This is a genomic window from Pseudomonas sp. HMSC066A08 (assembly GCF_001813025.1).
GTDB lineage: Bacteria > Pseudomonadota > Gammaproteobacteria > Pseudomonadales > Pseudomonadaceae > Pseudomonas > Pseudomonas aeruginosa.
On sequence record NZ_KV811178.1, the window covers coordinates 106,759 to 125,090 of the forward strand.

General features: G+C 62.5%; 17 protein-coding genes. 8 read left to right on the forward strand and 9 right to left on the reverse strand.

All coding sequences use genetic code 11. From position 1 onward, the window contains the following. The first annotated feature begins 26 nt into the window (after positions 1 to 26). The 7 genes from atpG (at position 27) to glmS (ending at position 7,461) form a co-directional block, all read left to right on the forward strand. A complete protein-coding gene (atpG, locus tag HMPREF2886_RS00460; protein WP_003097132.1) occupies positions 27 to 887 on the forward strand; it encodes a F0F1 ATP synthase subunit gamma in 861 nt (286 codons plus the stop codon). Positions 888 to 917: 30 nt separating this feature from the next. After that, complete coding sequence (gene atpD, locus HMPREF2886_RS00465) at positions 918 to 2,294, forward strand: F0F1 ATP synthase subunit beta (RefSeq protein ID WP_003097130.1); 1,377 nt, start codon at positions 918 to 920, stop codon at positions 2,292 to 2,294. A 41-nt stretch (positions 2,295 to 2,335) separates the two neighbouring features. Continuing rightward, positions 2,336 to 2,761, forward strand: a complete 426-nt coding sequence (locus HMPREF2886_RS00470) for a F0F1 ATP synthase subunit epsilon (RefSeq protein ID WP_003097128.1) — start codon at positions 2,336 to 2,338, stop codon at positions 2,759 to 2,761. 120 nt (positions 2,762 to 2,881) lie between these two features. Continuing rightward, complete coding sequence (gene glmU / locus HMPREF2886_RS00475; protein WP_003114651.1) at positions 2,882 to 4,246, forward strand: bifunctional UDP-N-acetylglucosamine diphosphorylase/glucosamine-1-phosphate N-acetyltransferase GlmU; 1,365 nt, start codon at positions 2,882 to 2,884, stop codon at positions 4,244 to 4,246. 13 nt (positions 4,247 to 4,259) lie between these two features. Beyond that, positions 4,260 to 4,769, forward strand: a complete 510-nt coding sequence (locus HMPREF2886_RS00480; protein ID WP_003114652.1) for a M23 family metallopeptidase — start codon at positions 4,260 to 4,262, stop codon at positions 4,767 to 4,769. A 67-nt stretch (positions 4,770 to 4,836) separates the two neighbouring features. Continuing rightward, complete coding sequence (locus HMPREF2886_RS00485) at positions 4,837 to 5,610, forward strand: DeoR/GlpR family DNA-binding transcription regulator (RefSeq protein ID WP_003114653.1); 774 nt, start codon at positions 4,837 to 4,839, stop codon at positions 5,608 to 5,610. A 15-nt stretch (positions 5,611 to 5,625) separates the two neighbouring features. After that, positions 5,626 to 7,461, forward strand: coding sequence for a glutamine--fructose-6-phosphate transaminase (isomerizing) (gene glmS, locus HMPREF2886_RS00490; RefSeq protein WP_003097120.1), 1,836 nt, complete (start codon positions 5,626 to 5,628; stop codon positions 7,459 to 7,461). A gap of 63 nt (positions 7,462 to 7,524) precedes the next feature. Here the strand turns inward: glmS and HMPREF2886_RS00495 are convergent, their stop codons facing one another. From HMPREF2886_RS00495 to HMPREF2886_RS00535, 9 genes are all read right to left on the reverse strand, one after another. Beyond that, on the reverse strand, positions 7,525 to 8,730 hold the full coding sequence (locus tag HMPREF2886_RS00495) for an MFS transporter (protein ID WP_003122302.1): 1,206 nt from the start codon (positions 8,728 to 8,730) through the stop codon (positions 7,525 to 7,527). Positions 8,731 to 8,889: 159 nt separating this feature from the next. Further along, positions 8,890 to 9,780: a 2OG-Fe(II) oxygenase family protein gene (locus HMPREF2886_RS00500; RefSeq protein WP_003100219.1), complete on the reverse strand. Its 891-nt coding sequence runs from the start codon at positions 9,778 to 9,780 to the stop codon at positions 8,890 to 8,892. Between the two features lie 47 nt (positions 9,781 to 9,827). Next, positions 9,828 to 10,775, reverse strand: coding sequence for a 2OG-Fe(II) oxygenase family protein (locus tag HMPREF2886_RS00505; RefSeq protein ID WP_070746588.1), 948 nt, complete (start codon positions 10,773 to 10,775; stop codon positions 9,828 to 9,830). A 28-nt stretch (positions 10,776 to 10,803) separates the two neighbouring features. Continuing rightward, complete coding sequence (locus HMPREF2886_RS00510) at positions 10,804 to 11,685, reverse strand: 2OG-Fe(II) oxygenase family protein (protein WP_003100213.1); 882 nt, start codon at positions 11,683 to 11,685, stop codon at positions 10,804 to 10,806. Between the two features lie 25 nt (positions 11,686 to 11,710). After that, the gene (locus HMPREF2886_RS00515; protein ID WP_003100210.1) at positions 11,711 to 13,141 is read right to left on the reverse strand and encodes a cytochrome P450; all 1,431 of its coding nucleotides are present in this window, start codon (positions 13,139 to 13,141) and stop codon (positions 11,711 to 11,713) included. After that, positions 13,138 to 14,079 carry a 2OG-Fe(II) oxygenase family protein gene (locus HMPREF2886_RS00520; protein WP_003100208.1) on the reverse strand — a complete coding sequence of 314 codons (942 nt, stop codon included), beginning with the start codon at positions 14,077 to 14,079 and terminating at the stop codon, positions 13,138 to 13,140. Before HMPREF2886_RS00520 ends, HMPREF2886_RS00515 begins: the two co-directional genes overlap by 4 nt. Beyond that, positions 14,076 to 15,044, reverse strand: coding sequence for a 2OG-Fe(II) oxygenase family protein (locus HMPREF2886_RS00525; RefSeq protein ID WP_003100204.1), 969 nt, complete (start codon positions 15,042 to 15,044; stop codon positions 14,076 to 14,078). Before HMPREF2886_RS00525 ends, HMPREF2886_RS00520 begins: the two co-directional genes overlap by 4 nt. A 2-nt stretch (positions 15,045 to 15,046) precedes the next feature. Then, positions 15,047 to 15,781, reverse strand: a complete 735-nt coding sequence (locus tag HMPREF2886_RS00530) for a tRNA-dependent cyclodipeptide synthase (RefSeq protein WP_003158562.1) — start codon at positions 15,779 to 15,781, stop codon at positions 15,047 to 15,049. A gap of 458 nt (positions 15,782 to 16,239) precedes the next feature. Then, positions 16,240 to 16,863 carry an HAD-IB family phosphatase gene (locus tag HMPREF2886_RS00535; protein WP_033968227.1) on the reverse strand — a complete coding sequence of 208 codons (624 nt, stop codon included), beginning with the start codon at positions 16,861 to 16,863 and terminating at the stop codon, positions 16,240 to 16,242. A gap of 237 nt (positions 16,864 to 17,100) precedes the next feature. Between HMPREF2886_RS00535 and cfaB the strand changes: the two genes are divergently transcribed. After that, the gene (cfaB, locus tag HMPREF2886_RS00540) at positions 17,101 to 18,285 is read left to right on the forward strand and encodes a C17 cyclopropane fatty acid synthase CfaB (protein ID WP_003099645.1); all 1,185 of its coding nucleotides are present in this window, start codon (positions 17,101 to 17,103) and stop codon (positions 18,283 to 18,285) included. Positions 18,286 to 18,332: the final 47 nt, after the last annotated feature.

Genomic DNA, 18,332 nt, shown 5'->3' on the forward strand with positions numbered 1-18,332 from the left:
CCGCCTGCTAACCCGATAGGTGTCAAATGGCAGGCGCAAAAGAGATTCGCAGCAAGATTGCGAGCATCAAAAGCACGCAAAAGATCACCAATGCCATGGAAAAAGTGGCGGTGAGCAAGATGCGCAAGGCACAAATGCGCATGGCGGCCGGCCGTCCCTACGCGGAGCGTATTCGCCAGGTGATCGGCCATCTGGCCAACGCCAACCCGGAATACCGTCACCCGTTCATGGTCGAGCGTGAAGTCAAGCGCGTCGGCTACATCGTGGTGAGCAGTGACCGTGGTCTGTGCGGCGGTCTGAACATCAACCTGTTCAAGTCCCTCGTCAAGGACATGAGCGGCTACCGCGAGCAAGGGGCGGAAATCGACCTTTGCGTGATCGGTAGCAAGGGCGCTTCGTTCTTCCGCAGTTTCGGCGGCAACGTCGTGGCAGCTATCAGCCACCTCGGCGAAGAGCCTTCGATCAACGACCTGATCGGCAGTGTCAAGGTGATGCTCGACGCATACCTCGAAGGCCGTATCGATCGCCTGTTCGTGGTCTCCAACAAGTTCGTCAACACCATGACCCAGAAGCCGACCGTGGAACAGCTGATTCCGCTGGTGGCCGATGACGATCAGGAGCTGAAGCACCACTGGGACTATCTCTACGAACCCGACGCCAAGTCGCTCCTCGACGGGCTGCTGGTGCGTTACGTGGAATCCCAGGTGTACCAGGCCGTGGTTGAGAACAACGCCTGTGAGCAGGCGGCCCGGATGATTGCAATGAAGAACGCTACCGACAACGCCGGCGAGCTGATCAGCGATTTGCAGCTGATCTACAACAAGGCGCGTCAGGCGGCGATCACCCAGGAAATCTCGGAAATCGTCGGCGGCGCTGCCGCGGTGTAAGAACAGGTTCAAAATTCAGAGGAACCAGACATGAGTAGCGGACGTATCGTTCAAATCATCGGCGCCGTGATCGACGTGGAATTCCCGCGCGATGCCGTGCCGAGCATCTATGAAGCCCTGAAGGTTCAGGGCGTTGAAACCACCCTGGAAGTCCAGCAGCAGCTGGGCGACGGCGTGGTTCGTTCCATTGCGATGGGTTCCACCGAAGGCCTCAAGCGTGGCCTGAACGTGGACAGCACTGGTGCTGCCATCTCCGTGCCGGTCGGTAAAGCGACCCTGGGCCGGATCATGGACGTACTGGGCAACCCGATCGACGAAGCCGGTCCCATCGGCGAAGAAGAGCGCTGGGGCATCCACCGCGAAGCTCCGTCCTATGCCGACCAGGCTGGCGGCAACGAGCTGCTGGAAACCGGCATCAAGGTGATCGACCTGGTCTGCCCGTTCGCCAAGGGCGGCAAGGTAGGCCTGTTCGGCGGCGCCGGCGTGGGCAAGACCGTCAACATGATGGAACTGATCCGCAACATCGCCATCGAGCACAGCGGTTATTCCGTGTTCGCGGGTGTGGGCGAGCGTACTCGTGAGGGTAACGACTTCTACCACGAGATGAAGGACTCCAACGTACTGGACAAGGTAGCCCTGGTATACGGCCAGATGAACGAGCCGCCGGGCAACCGTCTGCGCGTCGCACTGACCGGCCTGACCATGGCCGAGAAGTTCCGTGACGAAGGCCGTGACGTTCTGTTGTTCATCGACAACATCTACCGTTACACCCTCGCCGGTACCGAAGTGTCCGCACTGCTGGGCCGTATGCCGTCCGCGGTGGGTTATCAGCCGACCCTGGCCGAAGAGATGGGCGTTCTGCAGGAGCGCATCACCTCCACCAAGAAAGGCTCGATCACCTCGATCCAGGCCGTATACGTTCCCGCGGACGACCTCACCGACCCGTCCCCGGCGACCACCTTCGCCCACCTGGACGCAACCGTCGTGCTGTCCCGTGACATCGCCTCGCTGGGTATCTACCCCGCGGTCGACCCGCTGGACTCCACCTCTCGCCAGCTCGATCCGCTGGTGATCGGCCAGGATCACTACGACACCGCTCGCGGCGTCCAGTATGTTCTGCAGCGCTACAAGGAGCTGAAGGACATCATCGCGATCCTGGGCATGGACGAACTGTCCGAAGCCGACAAGCTGCTGGTGGCGCGCGCTCGTAAGATCCAGCGCTTCCTGTCCCAGCCGTTCTTCGTAGCGGAAGTCTTCACCGGCTCGCCGGGCAAGTACGTTTCCCTGAAGGACACCATCGCTGGCTTCAAGGGCATTCTCAACGGCGACTACGATCACCTGCCGGAGCAGGCGTTCTACATGGTCGGCGGTATCGAAGAAGCGGTCGAGAAAGCCAAAAAACTGTAATCCTGTGCGCCCGGCGACGGGCGCTCATGTGAGGCAAGCGTATGGCCATAACAGTCCATTGCGACATCGTCAGCGCCGAGGCGGAGATCTTCTCCGGCCTGGTCGAGATGGTTATCGCGCACGGCGCTCTGGGTGACCTGGGTATCGCCCCGGGCCACGCGCCGCTGATCACCGACCTGAAACCGGGCCCCATCCGCCTGGTCAAGCAGGGCGGCGAGCAGGAGGTGTACTACATCTCCGGCGGTTTCCTCGAAGTCCAGCCGAACATGGTCAAGGTCCTCGCCGACACCGTGGTTCGTGCCGGCGACCTCGACGAAGCGGCCGCCCAGGAAGCCCTGAAGGCTGCCGAAAAGGCGCTGCAGGGCAAGGGCGCCGAGTTCGACTACAGCGCCGCTGCCGCGCGTCTGGCCGAAGCCGCAGCCCAGCTGCGCACCGTCCAGCAACTGCGCAAGAAGTTCGGCGGCTGATTTCCAGCCGGTACTTCTAGCGGTGTCAGGGAAAAGGGTAGCCTGTGGGCTACCCTTTTTTCGTTTTGCATCTTCACTCACAGGTTTTGCCTGTGACCACCAGGAACGGTAGTCCAGTCCATGTCCCTTGAAATCGTGATTCTCGCCGCCGGCCAGGGCACCCGCATGCGTTCGGCCCTGCCCAAGGTCCTCCATCCCATTGCCGGCAAGCCGATGCTCGGCCACGTCATCGACTGCGCGCGCCAGTTGCAGCCGGAACGGATCCACGTGGTGATCGGCCACGGCGCGGATCTGGTGCGTGAGCGGATGGCCGCCGACGACCTGAATTTCGTGCTCCAGGCCGAACAGCTCGGTACGGGCCATGCGGTGGCCCAGGCCCTGCCGTTCCTCAGTGCAGACCAGGTGCTGATCCTCTACGGCGACGTGCCGCTGATCCAGCTGGACACCTTGCAGCGCCTGCTGGCGCAAGTCACCCCGGACCAGTTGTCGCTGCTCACCGTCGACATGCTCGACCCCACCGGCTACGGCCGCATCGTCCGTGACGACCAGGGCGCGGTGCAGGCCATCGTCGAGCACAAGGACGCGACCCCGGCGCAGCGCCAGATCGGCGAGATCAACACCGGCATCCTCGCGGTGCCGGGCAAGCGCCTTGCCGACTGGCTCGGCCGCCTGTCCAACGACAACGCCCAGGGCGAGTACTACCTGACCGATGTGATCGCCATGGCGGTCGGCGACGGCCTGGTGGTGGCCAGCGCCCAACCGCTGGACGCGATGGAAGTGCAGGGCGTCAATGACCGCATGCAACAGGCCCAGCTGGAGCGTCACTACCAGCGCCTGCGCGCGGAGGAGCTGATGCGCCAGGGCGTGACCCTGCTCGATCCGCAGCGCCTGGATGTCCGCGGCGAAATCTCGGTCGGCCGCGACGTGCTGATCGACGTCAACGTGGTGCTGGAAGGCCGCGTGGTGATCGAGGACGACGTGCGCATCGGACCGAACTGCGTGATTCGCGACAGCGTCCTGCGGCGTGGCGCGGTGATCAAGGCCAACAGCCACCTGGAAGGCGCGGAGCTGGGCGAGGGTAGCGATGCCGGTCCGTTCGCCCGCCTGCGTCCGGGCAGCGTGCTCGGCGCTCGGGCCCATGTCGGCAACTTCGTCGAACTGAAGAATGCCCGCCTGGGCGAGGGCAGCAAGGCCGGCCACCTGAGCTACCTGGGCGATGCCGAGTTGGGCGCCAACTGCAACATCGGCGCCGGCACCATCACCTGCAACTACGATGGCGCGAACAAGTTCCGCACCGAGCTGGGCGACGATGTGTTCATCGGCTCGAACAACTCGCTGGTGGCGCCGCTGAAGATCGGCGATGGCGCGACGACCGCGGCCGGCTCCACCATCACCCATGAGGTTCCGGCGAAGAACCTGGCCTTCGGCCGCGCCCGGCAGAAGAACCTGGAAAACTGGAAGCGCCCGGAAAAAATCAAGAAGTAACGGAGCGGCACGGATGCCGAAGCCTGCGAAACGGATCGTGCTGGGGCTGCTCATAGCCTGGGCGGTGCTGCCCGAATGGCCGCGGATACCCGTCGAAGGCGCCAGTGCCCGCGACTGGAATCCGCGAACCTTCTGGTTCGAGCCCTGGGGGCGCTCCGGAGTGCACAAGGGCATCGACATCTTCGCCCGCAGCGGCACCCCCGTACGCTCCGCCAGCTACGGCCTGGTGCTCTATCGCGGGGAGATCGCCCTCGGCGGCAAGGTCGTCCTGGTGCTGGCGCCCAAGTGGCGCCTGCATTACTACGCCCATCTCGATAGCCTCGACGCCTATCCGGGCCAGCCGGTCCTTGCCGGTTCCCGCCTGGGTACGGTCGGCACCACCGGCAACGCGCGCGGCAAGCCGGCCCACCTGCACTACGCGATCATCACCTTGCTGCCCTATCCCTGGCTGGCCGACGACAGCACCCAGGGTTGGAAGAAGATGTTCTACCTCGATCCCGATACGGTGCTGCCGAGCCGATGAAAAGTCATTGACGGGAAGCGCCGGATAAGTTTTGATTCGCACACTTTTCTTTCGAAACGAAACTTAAGTGATCTCGAAACGTAATACGCCGCAACGTCGCCATGCCATCCTCGCGCTGCTTTCCGAGCAGGGCGAGGTCAGCGTGGACGCACTCGCCAAGCGCTTTTCCACCTCGGAAGTGACCATCCGCAAGGACCTCGCCGCCATGGAAAGCCACGGCCTGCTGTTGCGTCGCTACGGCGGTGCGGTGCCGATGCCGCAGGAACTGATCGGTGAAGCTGCGCAGCCCGTCTCGCCCTACAAGCAGGCTATCGGTCGCGCCGCCGCGGCGCGCATCCGCGAGCATGCGCGGATCATCATCGACAGTGGCAGCACCACCGCGGCGATGATCCCCGAACTCGGGCACAAGCCGGGCCTGGTGGTGATGACCAACTCGCTGAACGTGGTCAACGCCCTGCGCGAACTGGAGCACGAGCCGGTGCTGCTGATGACCGGGGGGACCTGGGATCCGCATTCCGAGTCGTTCCAGGGGCAGGTTGCCGAGCAGGTGCTGCGTTCCTATGACTTCGACCAACTATTCATCGGTGCCGACGGCATCGATCTCGAACGCGGGACGACCACGTTCAACGAATTGCTGGGCCTGAGCCGGGTGATGGCCGAGGTCGCCCGCGAGGTGATCGTCATGGCCGAGGCCGACAAGGTCGGTCGGCGCATTCCCAACCAGGAATTGCCCTGGAGCAGCATCCATACCCTGATTACCGACGAGCGCCTGGAATCTTCCGCGCGCGAACAGATAACCGCCCGGGGCGTCACGCTGATCTGCACCCCGGTCGAGGCCTGAAAGGAGAAAGACCCCATGTGTGGAATCGTAGGCGCGATCGCCGAGCGCAACATCACCCCCATCCTTATCGAAGGCCTCAAGCGCCTCGAGTATCGCGGCTACGACAGCGCCGGCGTGGCGGTCTTCGATAACGAAGGCAGGCTGCAGCGCTGCCGCCGGGTCGGCAAGGTCGCCAGCCTGGAGGAAGGCCTGGCCGGTACTCCGCTGCTCGGCCGCCTGGGCATCGCCCATACCCGCTGGGCGACCCACGGCGCGCCAACCGAAGGCAACGCCCACCCGCATTTCTCCAGCGACGAACTGGCGGTGGTGCACAACGGCATCATCGAGAACCACGAACCTCTCCGTGAGCGGCTCAAGGGGCTGGGCTACGTGTTCACCTCGCAGACCGACACCGAGGTCATCGTCCACCTGCTGCACCACAAGCTGCAGTCCATCGGCGACCTGACCCTGGCGCTGAAGGACGCGGTCAAGGAATTGCACGGGGCCTATGGCCTGGCAGTGATCAGCGCGGCGCAGCCGGACCGCATCGTCGCCGCTCGCAGCGGCAGCCCGCTGGTGATCGGCCTCGGGCTTGGCGAGAACTTCCTCGCTTCCGACCAACTGGCGCTGCGCCAGGTGACCGACCGCTTCATCTACCTGGAAGAAGGCGATATCGCCGAGATCCGTCGCGACAGCGTGCGCCTGTGGGATGTCCAGGGCAACGACGTGCAGCGCGAGACCGTGCAGTACCACGAAGGCGCCGAAGCCGCCGACAAGGGCGAGTACCGGCATTTCATGCTCAAGGAAATCCACGAGCAGCCCAGCGTCGTGCAGCGTACCCTGGAAGGCCGCCTCGGGCAGAACCAGGTAATGGTTGAAAGCTTCGGTCCGCAGGCGGCGGAGCTGTTCGCCAAGGTCCGCAACGTGCAGATCGTCGCCTGCGGCACCAGTTACCACGCCGGCATGGTCGCCCGTTACTGGCTGGAAAGCCTGACCGGGATTCCCTGCCAGGTGGAGGTCGCCAGCGAGTTCCGCTACCGCAAGGTCGCGGTGCAGCCGGATTGCCTGTTCGTCACCATCTCCCAGTCCGGTGAGACCGCCGACACCCTGGCTGCCCTGCGCAACGCCAAGGAGCTGGGCTTCCTCTCCAGCGTGGCGATCTGCAACGTTGCCACCAGTTCGCTGGTGCGCGAATCCGACCTGACCCTGCTGACCCAGGCCGGCCCGGAAATCGGCGTGGCCTCGACCAAGGCCTTCACCACCCAGTTGGTCGCCCTGCTGCTGCTGACCCTGGGCATCGGCCAGGTGCAGAAGCGCCTGGCCGATGGCGTCGAAGCCGAGCTGGTGGACGAACTGCGTCGCCTGCCGACCCGGCTGGGCGAGGCGCTGGCGATGAACCGGACGGTGGAGAAGGTTTCCGAGCTGTTCGCCGAGAAGCACCACACCCTGTTCCTCGGCCGTGGCGCGCAGTTCCCGGTGGCCCTGGAAGGCGCGCTGAAGCTCAAGGAAATTTCCTATATCCATGCCGAAGCCTACCCGGCCGGCGAACTCAAGCATGGCCCGCTGGCGCTGGTGGACAGCGACATGCCGGTGGTTACCGTGGCGCCGAACAACGAGCTGGTGGAGAAGCTCAAGTCGAACCTGCAGGAAGTCCGCGCCCGCGGCGGCGAACTGGTGGTGTTCGCCGACGAAGGCGCGGGCATCGAGGCTGGCGAGGGCACCCATGTGGTGGGCATGCCGCACATCGGCGACGTGCTCTCGCCGATCCTCTACACCATCCCGTTGCAATTGCTCTCGTACCATGTCGCCGTGCTCAAGGGCACCGACGTCGACCAGCCGCGCAACCTGGCCAAGTCGGTCACCGTCGAGTAACGCCGGCCGCGTGCCCGAGAAGCCGGGGCAGGCATGCGGCCCCGGCGCTCGCGGCGCTCGCCGTCAATCGCGCAACGGCAGCGCCTCGTCGCTCCTGCGGCTGGCGAACCAGTCCAGCACGGTGAGCCAGGCGCCGATCCCCAGGCCGATGCCCAATACCCACAGGGTGGCGGGCGGCCCCTTCAGCTCCAGCAGTCGCACAGCCAGGGGCACGCTGGCGAGAATGGCGATGTTGTTGAACGTCTCGGCGAACGACAGCACCATGCCCTTGTCCGGCCCGGAGCGCGAGGCGAGTACCACCGTGCCCGCCGGCGCGCCCAGGCCCAGCGCGGCGCCCCAGGCGCCCAGGCAGCAGAGCGCCACGGGCAACGGTAGCGGCAGGAGCATGAAGGTCGACATCGATAGCACCAGGAGCGCCAGCACCAGCAGGAGCATGTCTTCGTCGCGCTTCAGATAACGTCGCAGGTAACCCGCGGCGAGGTTGCCCACGGCCAGGCCCACGCCGAAGGCGGCGATGCTGACGCCTATCTGCGCGGTGCTGAAGCCGTAGCGCTGGCGCAGCACCTCTCCCGAGAGAAGCAGGCCGGCGACCCCGGTGCCGTTCCAGGCACCCTTGGCGATCAGTGGCCTGAGGATGCTCCATTGCCTGCACCAGCCCAGCGCATGGCCCTCGGCGCGCGGTGCCACGGCTTGCACGGGAAGGCGCTGGCGTGCCATCAGGAAGACCAGCACGCAACCGCACGAGACCATCAGGAAGGGCGCCGCCCAGCCGAAGAAATCCGAGAGGAGGCCGGCCAGTGCCGGGCCGGCGGCAATGCCGAGGGTCATGCCGAGCATCACCTGGCCCATGGCACCGGCCTGTCTTTGCGGGGCGACCACCTCCGCGACCAGGGCGAAGGTGGTCGGGATGATGATTGCCGAGGCGATGCCCCCGATCACCCGCAGGACGACGGCAATTTCCAGGGTCGGGGCGATGACGATGGCCAGAGTATCGACCGCGAAGAGGACCAGGGCGAGCAGCAGCAGCTTCCTGCGTTGCATGCGGTCGGAGAAGTAGCCCAGCAACGGCGCGGCGATCGCATAGGAGAACGCGTAGCTGGAGATCAGCCAGGCGGCGCCGCTGGTAGTGGTGTGGAACGCCTGCGCCAGCGGCCCGAGCATGGAGGACAGCATGAACTCGGTCACGCCGACGAAGAATACGGCCATCGACAGGGCCAGCAGGAACAGGCCGTCGAGCTTCTGTGAAGGCGGGGAAATTTTCTGGTTCATGATGTTCTCTTTGGCTGAATGAGCGGACGAACGCCAAGGGGGCGCCGGCTCGTGGAGCCAGCGCCAGGGTCAGGGATGAGTTGATCTGCCGAGGACTGGGGAAGGAAAGCCGACTTTGCGGCGGCTCTCCAGGGAATGCAGGTACTGCGGGGAGGAGGGTCAATATAGACCCTGGGTATTCTCTTGGTAAGTATTGTGCAGAATTTCGTTGAGGAACATTTCGAAATCTGCTTCCAGCACCAGGCCGTGGCCTGGAAGATAGCGAAACAGGCCAGGGCATGTCCGTGGGTCCAGGCTGCTATCCACGAACAGGGCATAGGAGAAGCGATCGGCTTGGCCTGGCAATTGTTCCTGCACTCGGTGAGCGACGGCGGCGACAGGAGTGGCCGAGTGACGGGTCAGTATCTCCATCGCGCAGCCGAAGTTGACGATGAATTCGCCGGGACGGGGCGAGACCGGCAGCCAGTCTCCCTCGCGAAGAACCTCAAGTCCAGGCTCCAGCGAGCGCAGGATGGTCACCCAACCCGAGTCCTTGTGCACATTCAGCCCGCGGGCCCGGACGTGGCTGCGGAAATGGTTAAAGGTCAGGTGATAGGTGCCTTGCATGGAGAGGCAGCGTCCCGTGGCCTCGTCCCACAGCTCTACCGGCAGGTCCAGTTCCGCGAGTACGGCCCGCAGCACCTCGAGACTGAAACTCCGCATCCGTTCGGCCTGCCGCAGCAAAGGGCCTGGGAACACTGTCTGCCAGAATCGGCTCTCGAGGAAGAACTGCTCGACCTGGTCGACGTCGCGGGAGAAATATCCTTCCCGGCGCGCCAGCCGATCTTCGGTCCACTGCGAGAAACCCTGGTAGGGCGCGCCGAGGCCCTCCTGGCGAGGCAGGTAGAAGTTGCGGGCGAAGGTATCGCCGGCTGCCAGGTCCAGGCTCGGTGACTTGACGAAGAAGAACCCGTCGGCGATGGCGCGGGCGAAGCCATCGCTGCTGTCGAAGCGTAGCTTTCCGTCGATCAGTTCGGCCGAAGCCAGAGCATAGGTGGCGTTTGGGTTCATCGTTTGTCATCCCCGGGACCGGTTGGGTGAACTCCTCTGGCATGGGGTCAGAGGAGGATGTCGTCGTTGTAGGTCCGGCTGACCTCCTGTTCGGCGAATTCGAGGACCGTCTGTACCTTCTGGGCTCCGGCCGGACCGTATCGGTAGATGTCGCCGCCCAGATCGCTATCCAGGAAAACGACATAGGAGTAGCGTTCGTCCGGGCTCGCGCGCTCGGTGCGGGCTACCCCGTGGACATTAGCGTGGACCTTTCTCGACAGGTGTTCGGAAAGCACTTCCATGGAACTGCCGAAGTTGATGATGAGATGGCCAGGCAGTGGGTTGATCGAGCGGAGCTGGCCGTCGATATAGGCGATCAGTCCGGGTTCGGTGGAGCGCAGGACGGTGACCCAGCCCGAGTCTCGATGGAACTTGGAACCACGGATCGGCTTGCTGGCGCGGAAATGATTGAAGCCGAACATCTGGTGGCCCTGTCCTTCGGACAGGCCGCTGGTCAGGCGTGCCCATTCCGCGCGGGGGATGTCTAGCTCCGCGAGCACCGCGCGCAGGACGCCAATACCCAGCTCCGCCATTTGTACGCCCAGTGCAGCCACGGCCTCAGGTATAAGAGACCAGTTGCCTCGTTCGATGTAGACGTTCTCCCACTGATCGTGCTCCCTGTCGAAATAGCCTTGGTAGGCCCCTGGTATCTGGCATTCCTTGAACCCCGTATAGGTGGACAAGGCGCCCTCTGCTCGGGGAAGGAAGCAATTGCGGACGAATAGGTCGCCAGGGCAGAAGTCCATCCGAGCTGGAACTTCCAGCAGGAAGAAGCCGTGCCTGCGCGCCTGTTCGAAGCCGTCTGGATGATCGAAGACGAGTCTGCTTTCCAGCAGGCGCGATCGCGCCATCTTGATGGGTGGGTATTGGTGGACCTGGCTCTCCAGTGGCATTGCCGGAAGGTTGACCGGAGCGCGTAGCGTCGGAGAGCTGGCGGTTTTCGGTTTCGTGTTCACTGGCGCCTCCTGCGAAGGATGTATGGGCTCAGCGATGAGCCGTCTCCACCTTGGGATGGAATTCGTAACCCATTTCCGCGGCTTTGCGTTTCTGAAACTCGAGGAAGGATTGCACCGGCTTAACGGTCTCGCCGCTGATCTGGTACAGGTCCTGGTCCCAGCGCGGACCGATGTAGGAACCGAAGGTGAACCTGTCCGCTTTTCGCTCTTGCGGTTCCATTCTGCGGACGCGGTGATAGCTGGCCTGGACAGGGGTGGCGGACTTCTCGGTTAGGAGTTCGAAGGAGTGTCCAAGTACCAGGGTGAAATGGCCGGGCATGGGATCGAAAGGAATCCAGGAGCCATTTTCCAGCGACTCCAGCCCAGGCTCCGTGGTGTAGAGCAGGGTGGTAAAACCGCTGTCCTTGTGGGCGGTGAGACCCACCGGGTGGGCGCTGTCAGCGCGGAAATGATTGAAGATGCAGTACTGCAGCGCCTGGTTGGAAGACATGCCGCCGGCTATCAGGTCGAAATGTCTTTCCTCGATGCCGACCAGCGCGAACAGTTGCGAGAGAACACTGCGGTTCAGGTCGTTCATTGCCCAAAGCAGGTCGGCGGCGGGGGCGGGAAGATATTCCCGCCACAGGCCGCATTCGATCTGCAGCAGTTCGTCCTGGTCGGCACCTGTGCGGGAATAGCCCAGCAGGGACTTGCCGAGATCCTTGCGATGGAACCCCCGGAAGGCGTTGTCGGCGTCTACCTCGGGTTCCAGATAATAGCTCTGGGCCAGGGCGATGCCGGCCGAAAAGTCCCAGCCCCGTGGGTGCTCGAGGTGGAAGGCACCTAGCTTGCGCGCGCGACTGAAACCGTCTTCTTCCTTGAAGTGCAGCATGCCGTCGAGCATCCGGGCGGATGGAAGGATATTGCTCATCAAGCGTTCTCCATGACGTACAGGTTCACAGGGCGGCGGCCCTGGCAGTGAGGATGATGTTTCCCGAACGTCGGGGCCGCGGCATGGAACTGTGAGGTGCCAGCGTGGAGTCGGCTTCTGTCACGCAGACCTTGTAGAGGCGGTACAGCTCCGTCAGGATCAGCGCCTGTTCCCTGACGGAGAACAGGCGGCCTGGGCATTTGCGCGGGCTTCTATGGGTGTTGACCATGTTGAAGGAGTTGATTTCGTAGCGGTTCCTGGCCAGCAGCGACACGGCCTGGCCGTGGCTGGTCTGGTTGCGGATGAGCTGCCGGATGTTGTCCGTATCGAACCGCTCGGCGTGGGGGAACAGCGACGCGTCGCGATTGGCCCGCCGTCGATCGAGCCAGAGCATCGTATTGGCGGGAATCGTAACCTCGGTGCCGCGATGGCGGATGCGTATCGGCCGGTTGGTCCGGCGCCACAATGCAGTGGGGTTGCTGCCACCCAGGCGGATCGCTTCAAGCACCAGTAGGTAGGCCTCGTCCAGCGCTTGTTCCGGGTTGTCTACTACACCCAGCAGACGTTCTTTCTCGGCTGGATTGTCCTCCAGGTAGGTGAGCGTCCAGAGCAGACTGAGGGCCGTGGTGTCATAGGTCGCGACGATGATCGTACCCAGTTCCTTGAGTGATGCGGCATCCAGCGTTCGTATGGTTTCGCGTGTGAAGGGCCGGGAGAAGCAGTCGAACTGGGCGAGGATCATGTTCGTTGGAGGAGCCCGGACAATCGATTCGTAGTTCGAATCCAGCATGTCGCGCGTCATCTCGACGATCATGTCGGCGTTCTCGATCGATTCCGGATTCATCTTGCTGATGACCTCCGAGGCGATCTCGAAGAAGTCCCTGGCGATCACTCCGTATTCGGTGCTTTGCAGGTAGTGGGTCAGGGGCTTCTGATGAAAATCCAGGACGCCGGGCAACCCGCTGTCGATGCGCGCTACCATGTGCAGGCAGAAGTCCTGCAAGGGCAGCGAGCGACCTGCCACCTCTCGCAGGTAGTGTTGGGCCATTTCGCGTACATGCGGGTCCAGACTGGTAACGAACCGGTTGCTGCCGAGCACGCGTTCGACCACGGCGCGCTTGGCCTTGCGTCGCTCGTCCTGCGCGGGCAGGGAACCGAGGAAGGAACCGAAGAGCTCGGCGTTCGCATTGATCGAGGGCGCCAGATCCTCGTCGTCGACGAGGGGCGCGTTGGTCGTCTGGTAGAGCGCCAGGTCGTCTCCGAGCCAGAAGGTACAGAGTCCTTCGTTGTTCTCCGCCAGTTCCGCGATGCCGGAACGGGCGAAGTAGGTGGAGGCGTCCAGGCCCTGGCACACCGTGGCATGGTGGAAAGCCTCGGCGTGTCCGGTAGCCGGACAAGAGCCGGAATGATGGGCGATGAGGCCGGGGAAGGGCGCGCTATTCTCTTTGCTGTTCATGGGCGCAGGTACCGGTTTGCGTGGTCGTCGGCTGGGGCGGCGGCCCCAGGCCCTTCGGCGATGCCGAAATCGGTATAGCTGTCCTTCCAGGTCTGCTCGTTGAATTCGCGAAGGAAGGTCTCTACCGGAATGACCGGCTCGGCGCGCTGGCCGTCGGCGGTGAGGCTGTAGAGCGCGCCGGTCGCAGGTGGATTGAGGAATGCCGCGAAGGAGTAGCGATCGCCCCGCTCCACCGTCGATGAACTCTGTCGGACCTGGTGGAGAACCGCGGCGGCCGGGATTGGCAACCTGGCGGTGAGAAGTTCCAGGCTGCCCCCGAAATTGATCAGGAAATGCCCTTCCATGGGGGGGACCTCGACCCATCCTTCCTCGAGTCGCGCCTGCAGGCCTGGCTGGTCGCAGTACAAGACGGTGACGAAGCCGGTGTCCTTGTGCGCTGGAGCGCCCTGCATGTTGCGCTCGGGTCGGTAGTGGCTGACGGCGAACCAGGTGACGCCCTTCCCTTCGCTGGTCCCGCCGGTAACGTCGGGCCACAACCGTGGCGCTACGCCGAGGCTGCCGAGGATCTCACGCAGGATGAGCCGGGCGATCTCGTGCATCCGTTCGCACAGTCGGTTCACTTCGTCTGGAAACGACGCCTGGCGTTGTCTGGCGTCGGCAAGGATATGTTCGGTCTGGAAGTTCTCCCGGTCGAAATAGATGTCGGGAAGGTTCCTGAAACCCCGGTAACGGGCGTCTGCATGGGGCTCTTCCACGGCAGGTTGGTAGAACTCTTGGGCGAAGCGGATACCTGGTGCGAGATCCAGTTCTTCTGGAATACGCAGGGCGAAGAAGCCGTCGCGTAGCGCCCGCGCAAAGCCATCCGCCTGGTTGAAGACCAGGTGCCTGGAATCATCCAGATAGGCCTTGCAGGGATGGAACTGGGGAAGCCCGCTCATGGATTGTCCGTCTCCCTGATGACCGTACCCTGGTAGATCTCCTCGTCGTTCGCGTCGATGATGTCGCGCGAACTGCAGACTCTCCTGAGTCCCTCTCCCGTTGCATAGCTGTAGATGCCTGCCTCGGTGCCGGGAGTGCAGTGACTGGAGGTGAAATGAGCGAAGCTGCAGCGGTCGTGGGTCTGATGCCTGACCCTGTGCATGATGGCCCTGACGGGTGTGGAGGAGCCGCGAGTAAGCACTTCCATGGAGAGACCAAAGTTGACCACGAAGTGATCGGGTGAGGGCTCCAGCGCCTCCCAGCGATCATTGCGGTTGACTTCCAGCCCCGGTTCGGTGGTGCGTAACAGCGTCAGGAACCCATCGTCCTTGTGGGAAGCCAGCCCGACACCCGCGAAGCGCGGGCGATAGTGATTGAAGGTTAAATGGTAGGAACCCTGGGCGTCCGAGGCACCGCCGGTAGCCAGGCTCCAGAATTCCGGATCGATGTCGGTGAGCGACAGGATGGCACGCAGCAACTGCCGACTGTAAGCGGTCAGCTGTTCGCCGGCCTGGAGGATTTCCTCTGGGTAGTGGGTTTTCCAGAAGCGTCGTTCCAGCAGGAATTGCTCAATCTGGTTGATTCGTTCGTGAAAACCCAGCAGGGGATCGTCGAAGGTTTCCGCTGTGAGTTCGCGAAATGCACCGTAGGGGGCGATGGCCGGGCCCTTGAAGAAATTGCTGGCGAACAGGTCGCAGTCGCGGACCTGGAAATCGTCCGGTATCCGCAACAGGAAAACGCCATCTCTCAACGCCGCCACGCGGGTTTGTTCGGAGGGGAAGACCAGATGCTCGTCCTCCAGATAGGCCTCTTGCAGTTTTGCCAGGGTATCTACAGGACGTTTATCGATTCTCTTCTCGTAGACATCCTGGTAGATCGAACCTCGGTTCAATTGCCAGGCCACCGGCTTGGGAGAGGAACTCATTCCTATCTCCTTTTCAATTGCAGGGAAACCACGGTAAGTTTCTGCAATTCATCGAGCATTCCTGGAAAGTCACCCGCTGCTATTTCTGCCAACGTACTGAAAGCACCGGGATAGGCCATGACTTTGAAGCCTTTTCTTACTAGGCAGGCGAATACGGAAAACTCTTCGAGAAAATACCGCGAGGAAAAGTCGAGGCGATGCCTCTGCTGTTCTTCACTCAACTTCTCCCAATTATGCCGGTGGTAGTTTCTTCCAAACTTTTCCACCGAATCTCGGAATCCAGAGTGCTCCAGGAAATAGTTACGCAAACTTGAATAGAAGTCCTTGCATTCTGTACTGGCCTGGATCTCCGAACAGGTTATGTACTGGAAGTCCGTGGCGTGTCGGTAGGCATCGACGATGAGCCGGCTTTCCTCCATGAACGCGTCGCCCAGTCTGACGGCCTCGCGGCGGGCATCTTCCTCGGGCATGTCCCGCGTGGACTGCAAGGTAATCCGGTGAATATGGTCGCCTATCAAAATACTGCATTTCTCAAAGCGCCGAGCCGCCCACTCGACCATGGAATGGAAGCGGTTGGGAGTGAAATTTCTATTTTCCAGGCTGACGCCCAGAAAGCACTTTGGCTCGTCCTCAAAACTGTTACGCCTGGTGTGTGGTGAAACGAAAGCGATCTTCGCTTTATACCGCTCACCCGCTAGAAGGCTTCGTGTGCTGAAATCTTCCGCTATCAGGTTCATTGGCTAATTCCAGAAATAATGAATTGTTCGAATTATTTGCGTAAATTGGTTTTCGCAAATTCTGGGCGTTGTGAGGGTAAGCGCTGTAGAATATCGAACAACTATTAATTTTAATGGGCGGAGAAGAAATCCAGATTTCCGGATATTGCCGGAAGCCCTATAGGGCAAATAGCCACCAATAGCCCTAAGTCCAAGCCAGACCGAGAATTTTCTTTTTCGCTGACTGCCGCTTCGAGATGACCGAAGAGGTTTCCGGCAGACCAGATTCCTCTTGCCGGTTCCGACCAAACGTCGATCTGGTTTTGGCCATCGGTTGATGGCGAAAGGCTATTTTTCTGCGGGCATCGGCTTTTTCGCAGGCGATGGTTTCAGGCCAGCCAGCTTTCTTCGGCTCCGAAGGGGGAGCGCTACCAGCAGTCCCCGTCTCAAGTGGGTTACTGTGCCTTGAGGCGAACCGGTCAGCGGAACGGTTTCCAGAAGCGCTCCAGCGCCGCCGCCAGCAGTTCCGTATCGCCGCGCGAGTCGCCCCAGGCGCGCAGGGAGTATTGGGTCAGCGGACCGTAGTGCCGCTCCAGGCGGCAGACTTTCTCGTCGCGCCGGCAGTTGCGGCCGACGATCCTGCCGGTCAGTACGCCGTCTACCACTTCCAGCTCGGTGGCGATCAGGTGCACGCCGAGCTTCTCGGCGAACGGCCTGAGTAGCAGCGAAGGGGAGGCGGAACAGATGGTCACGGTGCTGCCGCTGCCGACCTGGTCGGCCACCGCGGTCAATGCGTGGGGACGCATCAGTGTGTCCCAGAAGCGGTTCTGGTAGGCCAGCGCCCGCTCTTCCAGCACATGTACGGGCACATCGGTGAGGAAGGTGGCGATCAGGCGCGCCTTCAGGTCGTCGCGGTCGATACGCCGGCAGAGATAGGCCAGGCTGGGTCCTGCCATGCGCAGCATGCGGCGGACGAACACCCGGTTGCCGAAGGCGAAGCGCAGGAAGGGCACGAAGCTGTCTCGGTATGTCAGCGTACCGTCGAAGTCGAACACGGAGAGAAAGCGTACTTCGCGTGTTTCGAGGGATACGGTCTCGTTCATCGGTATTCCTTATGTCGCTTCCGCTTCCTTTGACAGGGTGTATGCGTCATTCCGTTATTGCAGCAAGGGAAAGTTTGTATATCAGAACTGTCAACTATTCATGGGCAGACTGGCTGCTAACCTGAATCGGAGTACTCGGGGATTTTGCATCGATAGATAGGAGGCTAAGTAGTCGATAGCAAAACTCTATCAGGTACTTGACTATAGTGTTCCCGTCTTGTGACCAGGAGGTTTGGCATGATTGCACAGCTCCCCTCTGAGTTGCTGTCCCTGCAACTGCCGTTGCGGATCCGCATCGGCGATGCTCAGGCGTTCGATCTGGGGCCGGATCCACAGGTAACCATGGTCATTCGCGACCCCTCGCTGCTAACCGAGATCACCCATCCCAGCCTCGATGCGCTGGGCAAGGCCTACGTCGAGAAGCGTCTCGACATCGAAGGACCGATCAGCCAGGTCATCGGTATCGGCGATGCCCTCAGCGAAGCGCTCGGCGAACCCGATGGCGGCGCGCCGCCGGTTCGCGAAAGCCACGACAAGGACACCGACGCCGAAGCCATCCATTACCACTACGACCTGTCCAACGACTTCTACCAGCTCTGGCTGGATCCGGAAATGGTCTATTCCTGCGCTTATTTCGAGACCGGCAAGGAAGACCTCGCCACCGCGCAACTGGCCAAGCTCCGTCACCTGTGCCGCAAGCTGCGTTTGCAGCCGGGCGAGAAGCTGCTCGATGTCGGTTGCGGTTGGGGGGGGCTGGCGCGCCTGGCCGCTCGCGAGTTCGGCGTCGAGGTCACCGGCATCACATTGAGCAAGGAGCAGCTGGCGCTCGGCCGGGAGCGAGTCAAGGCCGAAGGCCTGGAGGACCGGGTCACCCTCAAGCTGCTGGATTACCGCGACCTGCCGCGCGATGGCCGCTTCGACAAGGTGGTCAGCGTCGGCATGTTCGAGCACGTCGGGCACGCCAACCTGGGGCTTTACTTCCAGCAACTGTACGATGCGGTGCGTCCCGGCGGCCTGGTGATGAACCACGGCATCACCTCGCGCTACACCGACGGCCGCCCGGTTGGCAAGGGGGCCGGCGACTTCATCGATCGCTACGTGTTTCCCCACGGCGAGCTGCCGCACCTGTCGCTGGCGGTGGCGCGGATGAGCGAAGCCGGACTGGAAGTAGTCGACGTGGAAAGCCTGCGTCTGCACTACGCCCGGACCCTGGACTTCTGGAGCGCCAACCTGGAAGCCAGGCTGAAGGAGGCGGCTCGCCTGGTGCCCGAGGAAACCCTGCGGATCTGGCGGCTGTACCTGGCCGGATGCGCCTACGGCTTCAAGCGCGGCTGGATCAACCTGCACCAGATTCTCGCCATTCGCCCCCACGAGGATGGCTCCCACGAGTTGCCCTGGTCGCGGCGCGACCTGTACGCCTGAACGCCGGCGACCGGCTTCCTTGCGGAGCCGGTCGCGCAATCTGTCCT